This window comes from Streptacidiphilus sp. BW17 (genome assembly GCF_041262485.1).
Taxonomy (GTDB): Bacteria; Actinomycetota; Actinomycetes; order Streptomycetales; family Streptomycetaceae; genus Streptacidiphilus.
In genome coordinates this window covers 117,977-131,278 of record NZ_JBGCCR010000014.1, presented here as the reverse complement: position 1 = coordinate 131,278, position 13,302 = coordinate 117,977, and the positions used below count along the sequence as shown (strand labels likewise).

Genomic DNA, 13,302 nt, shown 5'->3' with positions numbered 1-13,302 from the left:
CACTGGGCGTAGTGTCAGATCGTGACCGAGCCCACACAGCAGCCAGAGGCGATTTCCTCGCCCAACCCGTTCCTGCAGGCCAGCGAGCTTCCCTTCGAACTGCCGCCGTTCGAGCGGATCGAGGAGGAGCACTACCTCCCGGCCTTCGAGGCCGGCATGGCCGAACAGCTCGCCGAGATCGCGGCGATCACCGCGAACCCGGAGCCCGCCGACTTCGAGAACACGCTCGTGGCCCTGGAGCGCAGCGGCACGCTGCTGCGCCGGGTGGAGCTGGTGTTCTTCAACAAGACCAGCTCCGACTCCACGCCGACCCTCCGGGAGCTGGACGCGGAGATCAGCCCGCGCCTCGCCGCCCACAGCGACGCGATCCGGCTGGACCCGGCCCTCTTCGCCCGGATCGACGCCGTCCACGCCCGTCGCGACGAGCTGGGCCTGGACCCCGAGTCGCTGCGCCTGGTCGAACGCCACCACGCCCGCTTCGTCCGCAGCGGCGCCCGCCTCGACGAGTCCGGCCAGGCCCGGCTGCGCGAACTCAACGCGGAGCTGGCCACGCTCAGCACCACCTTCGAGCGGCACGTCTTCGAGGAGACCCGCGCGGCGGCGTTGGTGCTCGACACGGCGGTGCAGCTGGCCGGTCTCCCCGAGGACAAGATCGCCGCTGCCGCCGAGAACGCCAAGGCCCTGGGCCACGACGGCCGTTATGTCATCAGCCTGAAGAACTTCTCCAACCAGACCGAGCTCGCCTCGCTGACCGACCCGGAGCTGCGCGCCCGCCTGCTGGACGCCTCGCTCCAGCGCGGCATCACCGTCAACGGTCCCCTCGCCGCCCGGATGGCGGCCCTGCGCGCCGAGCGCGCCGAGCTGCTCGGTTTCCCCAGCCACGCGGCCTGGGAGGTCTCCGACCAGACGGCGGGCACCACGGACGCCGTCGAGTCCATGCTGGGCCGCCTGGTCGCCCCCGCCATGGCCAACGCCGACCGTGAGGGCGCGGCGCTGGCGGCTGCGGACGGTGGTTCCGGCGTGGTGTCGGCGTCGGACTGGCAGTTCCTGTCGGAGCGCGTCCGCAAGGAGCAATACGACGTCGACACCGCCGCGATGCGCCCCTACCTGGAGCTGGAGTCCGTGCTCCGGCGCGGTGTCTTCCACGCCGCCGGGCTCGTCTACGGCATCACCTTCACCGACCGCCCAGACCTGGTCGCCTACCACCCCGACGCCCGGGTCTTCGAGGTCCGCGACGCCGACGGCAGCAGCATCGGCCTCTTCGTCGGCGACTTCTTCGCCCGCGAGTCCAAGCGCGGCGGCGCCTGGATGAACGAGCTGGTGATCCAGTCGAAGCTGTTCGGCCAGAAGCCGGTCGTGGTCAACAACCTCAACATCGCCAAGCCCCCGGCGGGCGAGCCGGCCCTGCTCACCTGGGACGAGGTCCGCACCCTCTTCCACGAGTTCGGCCACGCCCTGCACGGCCTCTTCTCCGACGTCCGCTATCCCTCGCTGGCCGGTACCGAGGTCCCGCGCGACTTCGTCGAGTACCCCTCGCAGGTCAACGAGATGTGGCAGGAGTGGCCCGAGGTCCTGGCCAACTACGCCCGCCACGTCGAGACCGGTGAGCCCATGCCCGCCGAGCTGGTCGAGCGGGTGCGGGAGGCGCAGAACTTCGGCGAGGGCTTCCGGACGGTGGAGTACCTGGCGGCGGCGCTGCTCGACTGGGCCTGGCACATCCGCCCCGCCAAGGACCCGATCGCCGAGGACCCGCAGGCGGCCGAGGCCTTCGAGGCGGCGGCGCTCACGCGCTACGGCCTCGCCCACCCGTCGATCCCGCCCCGCTACCGGACGGGCTACTTCGCCCACATCTTCGCGGGCGGCTACGCGGCGGGCTACTACGGCTACATCTGGTCCGAGGTGCTCGACGCCGACACGGTGGAGTGGTTCAAGGCCAACGCGGCGGCGGGCGTCTCCGTCCGCGAGAGCGGCGAGACCTTCCGCCGTGAGCTGCTGGGCCGTGGCGGCAGCGTCGACCCGATGGGTGCGTTCGCCGCCTTCCGTGGCCGCGCCCCGGAGATCGCGCCGCTGCTGGCCCGTCGCGGTCTGGACGGCGCCGACGCCGGGTCCGCCGCATCCGGCTCGGAGGCGTAGCCGGGCGGGAGGGGGGACGCTGGAGGCAGACGGGACCGGGGCCGGTGCGGGCCCGTCTGCCGTCCGGGCGATTCGGCGCGTGTCACCGATCGTCAGGTACGGTGCACCGGAAAACTTCCCTGGGAGGCTGTCGGGGAACCTGGGCCGGGCTGGGCCCACCTGGCACCAGCTGATCCGGCCCAGGTTCCCCGACAGCCTCTGACCCGACAATCCGGAGGTACCCGACGTGCGGATCGGCGCGCTGCTCGCTCCCACGGCACCGCCCATGCGCCTGCTCGCCGGGGAAGGCGAGCTGGATCGGGTGGTCACCGGGGTGATGACGACAGACCTGCGCGACCCGAGCCGGTACCTCCACGGCGGCGAGCTCGTACTCACCGGCATGCTCTGGCGCTACGAGCCCGAGGACTCCGAGCGCTTCGTCCGCTTCCTCGCGGCCGGGGGAGCGGCCGGTCTCGCGGCGGGCGAGGCCGAGGTCGGCCCCGTCCCGCAGGACCTGATCGACGCCTGTGCGCGCCACCGGATGCCGCTCTTCGCCGTCGGTGAGGACATCGCCTTCGGCGCGGTCACCGAGTATGTGGTCAGACAGGTCTCGGCGGACCGCGCCGCCGACCTGTCCGCGCTCGTCGACCGCCACCGGATGCTGGTCTCCGCCGCCGGAGGCGCGGGTCTCGACGCCGTGCTCGACCTCCTCGGCGGCGACGTCGACCTTGACTGCTGGGTGCTCACCCCCACCGGCCGCGTGGTCGCCGGCCCGGCCGGGGGCCTCGACCCCGCCGAGCGCGACCAGTTGGCCCGCGCCCACCTGGAGGCCCAGCGCCGACGTCACGCCCCCTCCACCCGCGCCCGCATCGGCGCGCGCGAGTTCTCGCTGCTGCCGGTCGCGGGCGGTGCGGCGCTGGCGCAGTGGATCCTGGCCATCGAGGGCGACGTCACCGAGTGGACCGTCAAGCGCCAGCAGCTCGCCGAGAACCTGGCCCGCCTGGTCTCCGCCGAACGCGTCCGCCGGGACGAGAGCCGGACCCTCCGCGCCCGCCTCGCCGACGAGATGATCGTGCTGCTCCAGCGCGACGCCGCCCCCGACGAACTGCTGCGCGCCCTCGAGGCCGCGCACGCCATGACGCTGTCCGACGCGAGCGTCGGTCAGCAGCCGCTGCCCACCGGCTGGGTGGTCGTCTCCGTCGAGGGCCAGGGCCTGGGCGAGGGCGACGCCCGCGAGGCCGTCGTCGAGGCGGTCACCGGTCTGGACGACCGCGCCCTGGTGGGCGGCGGTGGACTCGGCGCGATCGTGCTGCTGCCCCAGCCCGCAGGCAAGCGCACCGCAGCCGAGGTGCTCGGCGACCTCTTCGGCCCGCTCGACGCCGGTCTCGGACCCGAGGGCCGCCTCACCATCGGCGTCAGCGCCCCGGCCAGCGGCGTCGGCGGCCTGCGCGGCGCGCTGGAGGAGGCCCGCCACGCCCGCCGCATCGCCGCCGCCCGCGTCGGTCGGATCTGCGTCGCCGGTCCCGAGGAGCTCGCCTCCCACGTGCTGCTGCTCGCCGCCGTCCCGGACGAGGTGCGGCGCGCCTTCCGCTCCCGGCTGCTGGACCGGGTCGTCGGCTACGACCTCGAACACCAGGCGGACCTGGTTCGCACCCTGGAGGCCTTCCTCCGCTACGACGGCTCCTGGACGCGCTGCGCCGCCGCGCTCCACGTCCACGTCAACACCCTGCGCTACCGCATCGGCCGGATCGAGGAACTGACCGGCCGTGACCTGTCCAAGCTGGAGGACCGGGTCGACTTCTTCCTTGCACTCGAGTTGAGCTGACGGTCCGTCGGCGCGCTGCCTCCGGGCCGGTCTGGGACCATGGTCGGGCATGGTCGGTACGACACGAACGGATGCCAGTTGAGCAGCGTGTACGGCGAGTACGGCGAGTACGTCCGCAGGATGGCGCTTCGGCTCCCGGCCGTCGGCATCGACATCGGTGGGACGAAGATCGCTGCCGGTGTGGTCGACGGCGAGGGCACCGTCGTCGAGCAGATCCGCACGGAGACGCCGCACCGCAGCAAGAGTCCGAAGGTCGTCGAGGACGTCATCACGGAGCTCGTGCTGGCCCTGGCCGACCGTCACGACGTCCACGCGGTCGGCATCGGCGCGGCGGGCTTCGTCGACGCGCAGCGGGCCCGGGTCCTCTTCGCCCCGCACCTGAGCTGGCGCAACGAGCCCATTCAGGCCGCGCTGAGCGACCGGCTCAAGCTCCCGGTGGTTGTCGAGAACGACGCCAACGCCGCCGCGTGGGCGGAGTGGCGCTTCGGCGCGGGCGCCGACGAGGAGCGCCTGGTCATGGTCAACCTCGGCACCGGCATCGGCGGCGCGATCGTCCGTTCCGGACGCCTGGACCGGGGCCGCTACGGGATGGCCGGCGAGTTCGGCCACATGACCGTGGTCCCCGGCGGCCACCGCTGTCCCTGCGGCAACCGGGGCTGCTGGGAGCAGTACTCATCCGGCAACGCCCTGGTCCGCGAGGCGCGCGAACTGGCCGCCGCCGAGTCCCCGGTCGCCCAACCGCTGCTCGACCGCGTCGACGGCGACGTGGGCGCGATCACCGGCCCGCTGGTCACGGAGGCCGCGAGGGACGGCGACCCGTGCGCCGTCGAACTGTTGCAGGAGATCGGCAACTGGCTGGGCCTCGGCCTGGCCAATCTGGCCGCCGCACTGGACCCCGGCCGGTTCGTCATCGGCGGCGGCGTCTCGGCAGCGGGCGAACTGCTGCTCGGCCCGGCCCGGGAGGCCTACCGGCGCAATCTGACGGGCCGTGGGTTCCGCCCCGAGTGCGACGTGGTCGGCGCACGACTGGGCAACACGGCGGGCATGATCGGCGCCGCCGACCTGGCCCGCGGGCGCGCACGCCGCTTCCGCACGGTCAAGCGCAGCCGCGTCGAGCGCACGGCGGCCCGGCGGCGCGGGCAGTGGTGGACGGCGGGGAATTCGTCGTCCGATCAGTGAATTCACCTGTGAGTGACGGTTGTGACCGGGGGTCCGACCCGAAGGAGGGCCAGACCGAAGACTGGCTCCTTGATCGACTATTCCAAGACGCGAATACGCCCGTTGCGGCATAGACGCTCCCGTGTGAGGCCGCCTACCTTCGTGCTCGGGGCACGTTGGGTGCCCGGCGGGAAGGGGCTCATCGTGACGGAGAAGGTCGGGCTTACGCGGCTCACCGGAAGCGGGGAAGGCTCCGGGGAGTGCGGGCAGGGGGACTGCCCGAACGTCTATAAGACGGATCGCGGCACGCTCGTGGTCCAGGGCGACAACTTCACCGGGTTCCAGCCACCGGACGGAGAGGGACTTGTTGAGATTCCCGAGGCGATTTTGCGGGAGGCTTTTCGTGCTCTTGGCTGGTGAAGAGTGGGCGGCGAAATTCCGTGACTTCAAGCGCGAGGCATGGCGTTTGGAGACGCTTCCTCAGTATCTTGTGCCACAGGAAGCTGATGAACTGGCCAGGTTCCGCGCGGGTGAGATCTTTCCGGAGATTCAAGAGGATGGCTGGACTGCCCAGATTCGGCGGCATCGGGCCGAGGGGCGATCGATGGGACGAGTCCATGTTCTGTGCCGTCCGCTGAGTGACTACTTGCGCTTTGAATTCTCCAGGTATTACCGTCATAGCGCCCGCGCGGGCGAGGATATCAGAATTCTCGATGTGACTGAGCGGGAGAATCCCGTTCGGGGTATCCAAGATTTCTGGATGTTTGATCACTCTACGGTCGTGCTCATGAACTACGAACCGGACGGCACCCAGATAAACCGCGTGCTCCATGCGGGAGATATTGAGCCATTTCTTGAGGCTCAGCGGATTGCTGTTGCTGAGTCCATCCCCTTTGGGGAGTACGTGACCGCGTGACGCTCGACCCGGAACAGCTGGGTCAAAGCAAAGCCGACCTGGCAGAAACACTGAGAACGCTGCGGCAGCGAGCCGGACTCTCTGGGGTCCGGCTCGCTCAGCGTTGCAATATGTCGCAGTCGAAGATCTCAAAGATGGAGACCGGGAAGACTGTTCCCACGCTGGTTGACGTTGAGCGTATCCTTCGAGCACTCGATGCCCCGCCTTCACTGATCGCCGAGGTCACAGCCCTCGCTCGGATTGCGAATACCGAGTGGCAGGACTTTCGCTCAATGCGCCGCAAGGGACTGGAGAAGAAGCAGATCGAGCTTGCTGACCTTGAGCAGTCGTCGGCCGAGTTCCGATTCTTTCTGCCGACCATGGTCACCTCGCTGCTGTCGACCCCTGAATATATTCGCGCTACCTTGGCCAGTGTTCCGGGAGATCACACAAAGGCCATTGCTCGGAAGCTCGACAGGCAATCCGTCCTCTATGATCCCGTCAAGCAATTCACGTTTATCCTCACGGAGCAGGCGGTGAGATGGCCGCTTCTATCGGCGCCGGCGATGAGCATGCAAATCGACCGGCTCGTATCTGTGAGTCGCCTTCCCGGCGTGCGCCTCGGGGTGCTCCCGCTTGCTGGCTATATTCCGTTGACACCCCTGAATGTCTTCACCATTTATGACCGCAGCATGGCCACGGTGGAAACATCAACGGGGGTCATGGTGTTCAAGGACTCCAGGGACGTTGACAGCTACCTCGAGGAGTTCTCATCATATGAAGAACATGCCCTCTGGGGAGGCGACGCGCGTATTCGCCTTGAGGAATGGGCGCAGCTCTTCCGGTGATCTTTAGTCCACAACGAGAATGATACTGGAACCGCTTCGCCGGCTGGCCGATCATCAATTGCAAGAGATCCCGCAAACGGCCACAGGGAGCGGCACTGTGACGACGACTCAGCGACATGTCAGCACCGACCCGTATCGGATTGCCATCGTGGCAGCAGAACGACTCAGGAAAGCCCTCACTGCGCACTGCATCGTGATTCCGTCGCTCCACGGGTCGCACCCAGTGAGGGATACGCCGTTCGTGGAGTTGGGCGGTTGTACGGCCGAGGTGGCGGAGGCGCTGGCAACCGTGCTGGAGAGGATCCAGCCGGAGGCGACCGCGTGAGCACCCCAGTTGAGGGCTGCTTTTGGTGCGCCTCGTTCGAACGCGAGCAGCGCCAAGCGGCAGAGCTCGACATGCCCCGGACCGCTGTCCACCACGGGGAAATGCTCGCTGGGCACATCGAGGAAGACCACCGGGGCCGGGGACATCCGGTTTTCCTCGCTTCGCCCGCTGAGGCGGTTCGCTACTGAGTCCCGCGTTCCGGGACGGATCAAAGACGACGCGGGGCCGCGACCCCGCACAACACCATGGACCGCCCTGCCGGATGCCGTGGGGCACCCTTGCGCCCGGATCACGGACAGCACGCGGATGGTCGGCATCTCCGACGACAAGGCGGATCAAGCCCTTGCCGAAGCCGAAGCCGAAGCCGAAGCCGAAGCCCGCGCCCCGGCTGCGGGTGAGGCGGCGTGGGTTCCCCTGTTCGTCGACTGAGACGGACCATCCCGAGACGGCCCCCGTCTGAGCCTTTGTCCCCCTGAGGGGCCGAGCGGGCGGGTCGAGAAAGTCGGTCACACTTTGGATCTTTGCGAGGCAGGATGGCAGGTATGCGACTCACCAAACTCGGCCATGCCTGCGTCCGTCTGGAGCGGGACGGACAGACGCTCGTGCTCGATCCCGGCGCGTACAGCGAACCCACGGCGATCGACGGCGCGGACGCCGTGCTCGTCACGCACGAGCACGCGGACCACTTCGTGGAGGCGACGCTGCGGGCGGCGGTGGAGGCCAACCCGGCGCTGCAGATCTGGACCAACAAGGCCGTCGCGGCTCAGTTGGCGGGGCTCGGCGCGGGGCGGGTGCACGTCGTGGGACATGGCGACGCGTTCACCGCCGCCGGGTTCGAGGTGCAGGTGCACGGCGAGTGGCACGCCGTCATCCACCCGGATCTGCCGGTGATCCGGAACAACGGATACCTGGTCGAGGGGGTCTTCCACCCCGGGGACTCGCTGACCGTCCCCGAGGCGGCCGTCGACACGCTGCTGCTGCCACTGCACGCGCCCTGGTCGAAGACCGGCGAGGTGATCGACTACACCCGCGCGGTCGGCGCGAAGCGCAGCCTTGCCGTCCACGACGCGTTGCTCTCGGTCTTCGGGCTGGAGGTGGAAGAGCGCCTGGTCGGTGGAAATGTCACCGAGCAGACGCTCTTCACCCGGGTGGAACCGGGAACCTCGTTCGACCTCTCAGCTGGGCCGAGCTGAGCTCGCGAGCTCAGCTCGCGGTGAGGAGCGGTCGCAGCACGCCGCTCTGCATCCGGGCGACGAGCGGAGGCGCGTACCTGCGCGCCAGCAGCATCGTCGGGAGGGCGACGGCGGTGCCGACCAAGAGGCCGACGACGACGTCGTGCGGGTAGTGGGCGCCGACCCAGACCCGGGCGAAGGCCATCACCAGGGCCAGCGCGGCGGCGATGATGCCCAGGTAGCGGTTGACCAGCCACAGCGCGGCGGCCGAGGCGGCGGCGATGGTGGCGTGGTTGCTCGGGAAGGACCAGTCGCCGACGCCCGGGCAGGGCTGCAGCGTCACTGTGCCGGGAATCGCCTGGCACGGTCGGACCTCGGTGACGAGGCTCTTGATGACGTCGTTCACCACGAAGGCGACGACCACCGCGACCGGCACGGCCAGCGCCGTCGTCATGGCGCGGGGGTCGCGCGCCTGCCGGGCCTGCCACCAGCCCCAGACCATCAGCAGGGCGAAGAAGCCGAGGCCGAGGGTGGCGTAGAAGGAGATCAGGTCGTCGAACCAGTGCGGTGCGCTCTGCGCCTGCTGGGTGAACCAGCTGTAGAGGCCGCCGTCGATGGACGGGCCGGACAGCGCGAGGTTGTGCAGGTTGATGCTCTGCGGCGCGATGCTGTGCAGGCCTGCGGCCTGCGCGGCACCGGCCTGCGCCGCGTCGACGTGGACGGCACCGATGTGGATGGCACCGCTCTGGACGGCGCCGTGCGCGACGGCGGTGGGCTGGAGGGCGCTCACGAGGCGATCACTCCGCAGCGGTGCTGCTCTTGCGAGCGCGCAGCAGTTCCAGGGCGATCGGGATCAGGGAGAGGACCACGATCACGCCGATGATCGGCAGCAGGTAGTTGTCGATGTTCGGGATGCTCGACCCGAGCGCGTATCCGGCCAGCGTGACGCCGATGCTCCAGACCACGCCACCGACGATCTGCCAGAGGGTGAAGACCTTGACCGGGACGTTCAGGGCGCCGGCCATCGGGTTGAGCACGGTGCGCACCACCGGGATGAAGCGGGCCAGCACGATCGCCTTGGCGTACCCGTACTTGGCCAGGATCTCCTCGGCCCGCTCCGCGCCCCGCTGCAGGTGCTTGTTCTTGCTGCGGGCCAGCAGCGCCTGGCCGCCCTTGCGGCCGATCAGGTAGCCGACCTGGGCGCCGATCAGTGCGCCGGCGACGGCGCAGACCAGCACGGACGGCAGGTTCAGGTGCACGCCGTTCTTGGTGGTGGTGCAGAGCAGACCGGCGGTGAACAGCAGCGAGTCGCCCGGCAGGAAGAAGCCGACCAGCAGGCCGGTCTCGGCGAAGAGGATCACCGCGATGCCCAGTGCGCCGAAAGCGGCGAGCACCGAGTTGGCATCGAGGAGGTTCACCGCGAGGTTGTGCACGGCCGAGGGGTCCGGGGCCATCGGAATGATCCTCCTGCAGAGGTGGGCGGGGATTCGGTAAGGTCTGACGAGTCAAACGTCTACATCCATGTAGTCGTTCCGGGTCACTGTAGTGGATGGACGTGAGGATTCCGAAGACGTGAGCGGTGCCCGGGGCGCGAGAGAGCAAGAGGTGCGTGAGAAGGTGCGCCGGGCGCGGATGCACGGAACGACACGCATGGAACGACACGCATGGATCGACACGAGAGTGGGGAGGCCGAGGGGCATGGCGGATGCGGGAGGTTTGGCGGATGCGGGACACCGGCGGAATCCCGGTGAGCTGGAGTCCGGCGTGCTCTCCGTGCTGTGGTCCGCGACGGGACCGTTGACCCCGGGGGAGATCCAGCGCGCTCTCGGCGGGGGGCTGGCGCGCACCACGGTGAACACGATCCTGTCCCGGCTGCACGAGAAGGGCGTGGTGGAGCGCACCCGCAGCGGGCGTGCCTTCGCCTACGCGCCGGCGCGAGAGGTCACCGACGCGCCTGGGCTGGTGGCGCGCCGGATGCGGTCGGAGCTCGACAAGGAACAGGACCGCGAGGCCGTGCTGGCCCGCTTCGTGTCAGGGCTCAGTGACGAGGATGAGGAGCATCTGCGCCGCCTGCTCGGCACGTGAGGGTCACGGACCGTCAGCGAGCCATGATGGGCGGATGACCTCCAGCACGCAGAACTTCCTCACCCGGACCTTCGAGCTCACCACCGGCCACCAGGAGGCGGCCGTCGATCTGACGAGCCGGTGTGAGAGCTTCCTGGCCGAGGTCGCGCCGGGACGGGACGGGCTTCTCAACGTCTTCGTGCCGCACGCGACCGCCGGGATCGCGGTCATCGAGACGGGCGCGGGGAGCGACTCCGACCTGCTGGCCCAGCTGCGCGAACTGCTGCCCGCCGACGACCGCTGGCGGCACCGGCACGGCTCGCCGGGGCACGGTCGGGACCACGTGCTGCCGGCGCTGGTGGCCCCGCACGCGACGCTGCCGGTGATCGACGGACGCCTGGCGCTCGGGACGTGGCAGTCGGTGGTACTGGTCGACACCAACGTTGATAACCCGGTCCGTACCGTGCGCCTCTCGTTCCTCGGGGGCTGATCGTCCGGCTAGGGCACTGCCGTAGCTATTCGCGAACAGGGCCGAGGGGGTAGGGCGCGACGAAGCCCCGGTACGCGTCCCTGCGATCGGAGGGCAGGTCCTTCCAACCGGTGATCCGGCCGCGGCACAAGGCAGTTCCGCACTGACAGTGGGCAGGGAGGTGCTCACTGTCGTAGTTGCGCATGCCGTCGACGATGGCAATCAGCAAACCCTGTGGGCGGCGGCGCCGTTGTGAAGGAAGCGAGCACGACCGTGCTCGTCGGAGCCGATCAGGGACAGGACTTGATGGCCGTCGCATGTGGGTTCGGCGGTGATGATTGCACTGTCGTTGAGGCGGACTACCTCGACGCGATCCTCGTGCTTGCCGAGGAAGGACTTCGCGAGTTCGTTGCGGGGGTGGCGGATGAGGAACGCGCGGTCGTCCTCGACGGTGAGCGTGATGTCGTACAGGGTGCTGCGGTAGGTGCCGCACATGCGGTCCACGTCGAGGAGGGGCGGATGCGCAGGCGGCACTGGCAGTGGCGCCGTCTCGGCGCCGGTGAGATCTCCGAGGACGGTGCTGAATATCTCGTGGGCCAGCGCCTCTGTACCCGAACTGTTGGTCAGCACAGCCACCGCCACACCGGCCGAGGGGACGACGCGCAGAAATGCCTTCTGTCCCTTGGAAACGCCGGTATGACCGACGGTGCCGTCCCCGTACAGCATCCAGCCAAGCCCCCAGCCCCGGACGCCGCCTCCGAAGTCCGGGACGGATTCGAGCTGGGGGTTGCGCAGTTCCGCGAGCGCAGGGTCGGTGAGGTGCAGGTGGACGAACTTCAGCAGATCGCGTGCGCTCATCGCGAGATGAGAGCCACTGGGCGTGGAGAAATAGCGGACCGCCCAGCTCTTCGTGGGCGCGAGCTCTCCGTCGGTCTCGACGTGCCCGATCGCGGCGCGATGCAGGATCGCCTCGTACGTGGTGGTGGCGACGGTCGTCAAGCCCAGTGGGGTCGCGAGGCGTTCGCGGAGCACGTCGTGGAAGGGCTTGCTCCGTAGCAACTCCACGAGCCTGCCGAGCACCACGTACCCGCTGTTGGAGTACGAGAAGAGGGGTGCCCGGCGGGAGCAGGTGGTCCGCGTCGGCGAGCGTGGCGACGAACTTCTCGATCGCGTCGTCGTTGCGACCGGTGTCGGTGAAGTGGTTGCCGTCGATGCCGCCGGTGTGGGTGAGCAGATGACGAGCGGTCAGGACCTCGGTGGCCGCCGGATCGCTGAGCCGAAAGCCGGGCATGTAGTCGCGAACGGGACGGTCGAGGTCCAGCACACCGTCATTCACCAGTTGCTGGACCAGCGTGGCTGTCCAGATCTTGGTGATTGAGCCGATCTTGAACACCGAGTCGGTCGTGGTCTCAACTCGGGTGTGCAGACTCAGCACGCCCGCTGCCTCGTCGTGGATCTCCCCGTCAGCCAGCACGGCGATCTGTGCGCCCGGTACGCCGTACTTCGCGATGAGCTCGCTCAGATGCCATCCCATCCCAACAGCCTAGCTATAGCCGCCGGTCAGCCAAGGTGCCGGAGCCGAGATGGACTACGCAAAGCTGCTCGTCCAGTGGCAGCAGTTAGTACGAGAACGGAGCATCGACCGAACCGCCCTACTACTAGGGTGACCTGATGAAGCTTCTCCTTACCGACTCCGGTGTCAGTAACGCGAGCATTCTGGCGGCGCTGGTCGATCTCCTGGGTAAACCGATCGCCGAGGCCAACGCCCTCTGCATCCCCACCGCGGGGTATGGGGGCCCCTACGGGGATCCGGAGGGACCCTGGCGCTTCATCAGCGGAGAGTCCGACGGTCCCATGACCGAGTTGGGGTGGAAGTCGGTGGGCGTGCTGGAGCTCACCGCACTGCCCGGCATCGACAAGGAACGCTGGATCTCCTGGGTCCGAGAGGCAGACGTCCTGTTGGTGAACGGTGGCGATGCGCTCTACCTGTGCCACTGGATGCGGGAGTCCGGACTGGCCGACCTCTTCCCGTCGCTGCGCGACACGGTCTACGTAGGGATCAGCGCCGGGAGTATGGTGCTGACTCCCCGGATCGGGGATGAGTTCGTCGACTGGCAGCCGCCCAGCGGCGACGACAGCATGCTGGGAGTTGTCGATTTCTCCATCTTCCCGCACCTCGACCTCCCGGATTGTCCGGAGAGGAGCCTGGCCGAGGCGGAACGCTGGGCCGCCAAGATAGCGGGTCCGGCGTACGCCATCGACGCTCAGACCGCAATCAAGGTGACCGACGGCAGCGTCGAGGTCGTCTCCGAGGGCCACTGGAAGCTGCTCAATCCAGCATCTTGAACGCCGACGACCGGGAGTCCGCGATCGAAGCGATCCTCGCCGGCACCAAGACGTCGAGGAGCGGGGCTGCCCGCGCTGTACGAATGTG

15 protein-coding genes and 1 pseudogene are annotated in these 13,302 nt (G+C 68.8%); 12 read left to right on the top strand and 4 right to left on the bottom strand.

Annotation, left to right across the window (positions count from 1 at the left end; all coding sequences use genetic code 11):
- The first annotated feature begins 21 nt into the window (after nucleotides 1–21).
- From ABH940_RS19310 to ABH940_RS19270, 9 genes are all read left to right on the top strand, one after another.
- Nucleotides 22–2,133 (top strand): M3 family metallopeptidase, encoded by a 2,112-nt coding sequence (locus ABH940_RS19310; protein ID WP_370070379.1) that lies wholly within the window; start codon nucleotides 22–24, stop codon nucleotides 2,131–2,133.
- Between the two features lie 226 nt (nucleotides 2,134–2,359).
- Nucleotides 2,360–3,937 carry a PucR family transcriptional regulator gene (locus tag ABH940_RS19305; RefSeq protein WP_370105829.1) on the top strand — a complete coding sequence of 526 codons (1,578 nt, stop codon included), beginning with the start codon at nucleotides 2,360–2,362 and terminating at the stop codon, nucleotides 3,935–3,937.
- A gap of 120 nt (nucleotides 3,938–4,057) precedes the next feature.
- Nucleotides 4,058–5,116: an ROK family glucokinase gene (locus ABH940_RS19300; RefSeq protein WP_370070395.1), complete on the top strand. Its 1,059-nt coding sequence runs from the start codon at nucleotides 4,058–4,060 to the stop codon at nucleotides 5,114–5,116.
- 183 nt (nucleotides 5,117–5,299) lie between these two features.
- A complete protein-coding gene (locus ABH940_RS19295) occupies nucleotides 5,300–5,515 on the top strand; it encodes a hypothetical protein (protein WP_370070375.1) in 216 nt (71 codons plus the stop codon).
- Nucleotides 5,499–6,011 carry a DUF6879 family protein gene (locus ABH940_RS19290; protein WP_370070373.1) on the top strand — a complete coding sequence of 171 codons (513 nt, stop codon included), beginning with the start codon at nucleotides 5,499–5,501 and terminating at the stop codon, nucleotides 6,009–6,011. Before ABH940_RS19295 ends, ABH940_RS19290 begins: the two co-directional genes overlap by 17 nt.
- Complete coding sequence (locus tag ABH940_RS19285) at nucleotides 6,008–6,838, top strand: helix-turn-helix domain-containing protein (protein WP_370105828.1); 831 nt, start codon at nucleotides 6,008–6,010, stop codon at nucleotides 6,836–6,838. Before ABH940_RS19290 ends, ABH940_RS19285 begins: the two co-directional genes overlap by 4 nt.
- A 97-nt stretch (nucleotides 6,839–6,935) precedes the next feature.
- Entirely contained in the window at nucleotides 6,936–7,163 is a 228-nt protein-coding gene (locus ABH940_RS19280; RefSeq protein ID WP_370105827.1) for a hypothetical protein, read from the top strand.
- Between the two features lie 306 nt (nucleotides 7,164–7,469).
- The gene (locus ABH940_RS19275) at nucleotides 7,470–7,592 is read left to right on the top strand and encodes a hypothetical protein (RefSeq protein ID WP_370105826.1); all 123 of its coding nucleotides are present in this window, start codon (nucleotides 7,470–7,472) and stop codon (nucleotides 7,590–7,592) included.
- A gap of 113 nt (nucleotides 7,593–7,705) precedes the next feature.
- Complete coding sequence (locus ABH940_RS19270) at nucleotides 7,706–8,356, top strand: MBL fold metallo-hydrolase (RefSeq protein ID WP_370070365.1); 651 nt, start codon at nucleotides 7,706–7,708, stop codon at nucleotides 8,354–8,356.
- 10 nt (nucleotides 8,357–8,366) lie between these two features.
- Here ABH940_RS19270 and ABH940_RS19265 read toward each other — a convergent pair whose 3' ends face one another.
- Nucleotides 8,367–9,125, bottom strand: coding sequence for a phosphatase PAP2 family protein (locus ABH940_RS19265; RefSeq protein WP_370070363.1), 759 nt, complete (start codon nucleotides 9,123–9,125; stop codon nucleotides 8,367–8,369).
- Nucleotides 9,126–9,132: 7 nt separating this feature from the next.
- Nucleotides 9,133–9,789 (bottom strand): DedA family protein, encoded by a 657-nt coding sequence (locus tag ABH940_RS19260; protein ID WP_370070361.1) that lies wholly within the window; start codon nucleotides 9,787–9,789, stop codon nucleotides 9,133–9,135.
- Between the two features lie 244 nt (nucleotides 9,790–10,033).
- On the opposite strand from ABH940_RS19260, the gene ABH940_RS19255 reads away from it, so the two are divergent.
- Together ABH940_RS19255 and ABH940_RS19250 are read left to right on the top strand one after the other, a co-directional pair.
- Nucleotides 10,034–10,420 (top strand): BlaI/MecI/CopY family transcriptional regulator, encoded by a 387-nt coding sequence (locus ABH940_RS19255; protein ID WP_370070359.1) that lies wholly within the window; start codon nucleotides 10,034–10,036, stop codon nucleotides 10,418–10,420.
- Nucleotides 10,421–10,454: 34 nt separating this feature from the next.
- The gene (locus tag ABH940_RS19250) at nucleotides 10,455–10,889 is read left to right on the top strand and encodes a secondary thiamine-phosphate synthase enzyme YjbQ (protein ID WP_370105825.1); all 435 of its coding nucleotides are present in this window, start codon (nucleotides 10,455–10,457) and stop codon (nucleotides 10,887–10,889) included.
- Nucleotides 10,890–11,090: 201 nt separating this feature from the next.
- On the opposite strand, the gene ABH940_RS19245 is transcribed toward ABH940_RS19250, so the two are convergent.
- The gene (locus ABH940_RS19245) at nucleotides 11,091–11,951 is read right to left on the bottom strand and encodes a serine hydrolase domain-containing protein (RefSeq protein WP_370105824.1); all 861 of its coding nucleotides are present in this window, start codon (nucleotides 11,949–11,951) and stop codon (nucleotides 11,091–11,093) included.
- Nucleotides 11,952–12,039: 88 nt separating this feature from the next.
- Nucleotides 12,040–12,402: pseudogene (locus tag ABH940_RS19240) on the bottom strand (serine hydrolase domain-containing protein); the annotation flags it as partial.
- A gap of 137 nt (nucleotides 12,403–12,539) precedes the next feature.
- Here ABH940_RS19240 and ABH940_RS19235 point away from each other — a divergent pair.
- Nucleotides 12,540–13,214, top strand: a complete 675-nt coding sequence (locus ABH940_RS19235) for a Type 1 glutamine amidotransferase-like domain-containing protein (RefSeq protein ID WP_370105823.1) — start codon at nucleotides 12,540–12,542, stop codon at nucleotides 13,212–13,214.
- Nucleotides 13,215–13,302 lie beyond the last annotated feature (88 nt).

What these genes read in the sequence shown, in the direction of transcription:
- ABH940_RS19255 (WP_370070359.1), top strand. Translation starts at nt 10,034, where the DNA reads ATGGCGGATGCGGGAGGTTTGGCGGATGCGGGACACCGGCGGAATCCC.
- ABH940_RS19250 (WP_370105825.1), top strand. Translation starts at nt 10,455, where the DNA reads ATGACCTCCAGCACGCAGAACTTCCTCACCCGGACCTTCGAGCTCACC.
- ABH940_RS19260 (WP_370070361.1), bottom strand. Translation starts at nt 9,789, where the DNA reads ATGGCCCCGGACCCCTCGGCCGTGCACAACCTCGCGGTGAACCTCCTC.
- ABH940_RS19235 (WP_370105823.1), top strand. Translation starts at nt 12,540, where the DNA reads ATGAAGCTTCTCCTTACCGACTCCGGTGTCAGTAACGCGAGCATTCTG.
- ABH940_RS19300 (WP_370070395.1), top strand. Translation starts at nt 4,058, where the DNA reads ATGGCGCTTCGGCTCCCGGCCGTCGGCATCGACATCGGTGGGACGAAG.
- ABH940_RS19275 (WP_370105826.1), top strand. Translation starts at nt 7,470, where the DNA reads ATGGTCGGCATCTCCGACGACAAGGCGGATCAAGCCCTTGCCGAAGCC.
- ABH940_RS19270 (WP_370070365.1), top strand. Translation starts at nt 7,706, where the DNA reads ATGCGACTCACCAAACTCGGCCATGCCTGCGTCCGTCTGGAGCGGGAC.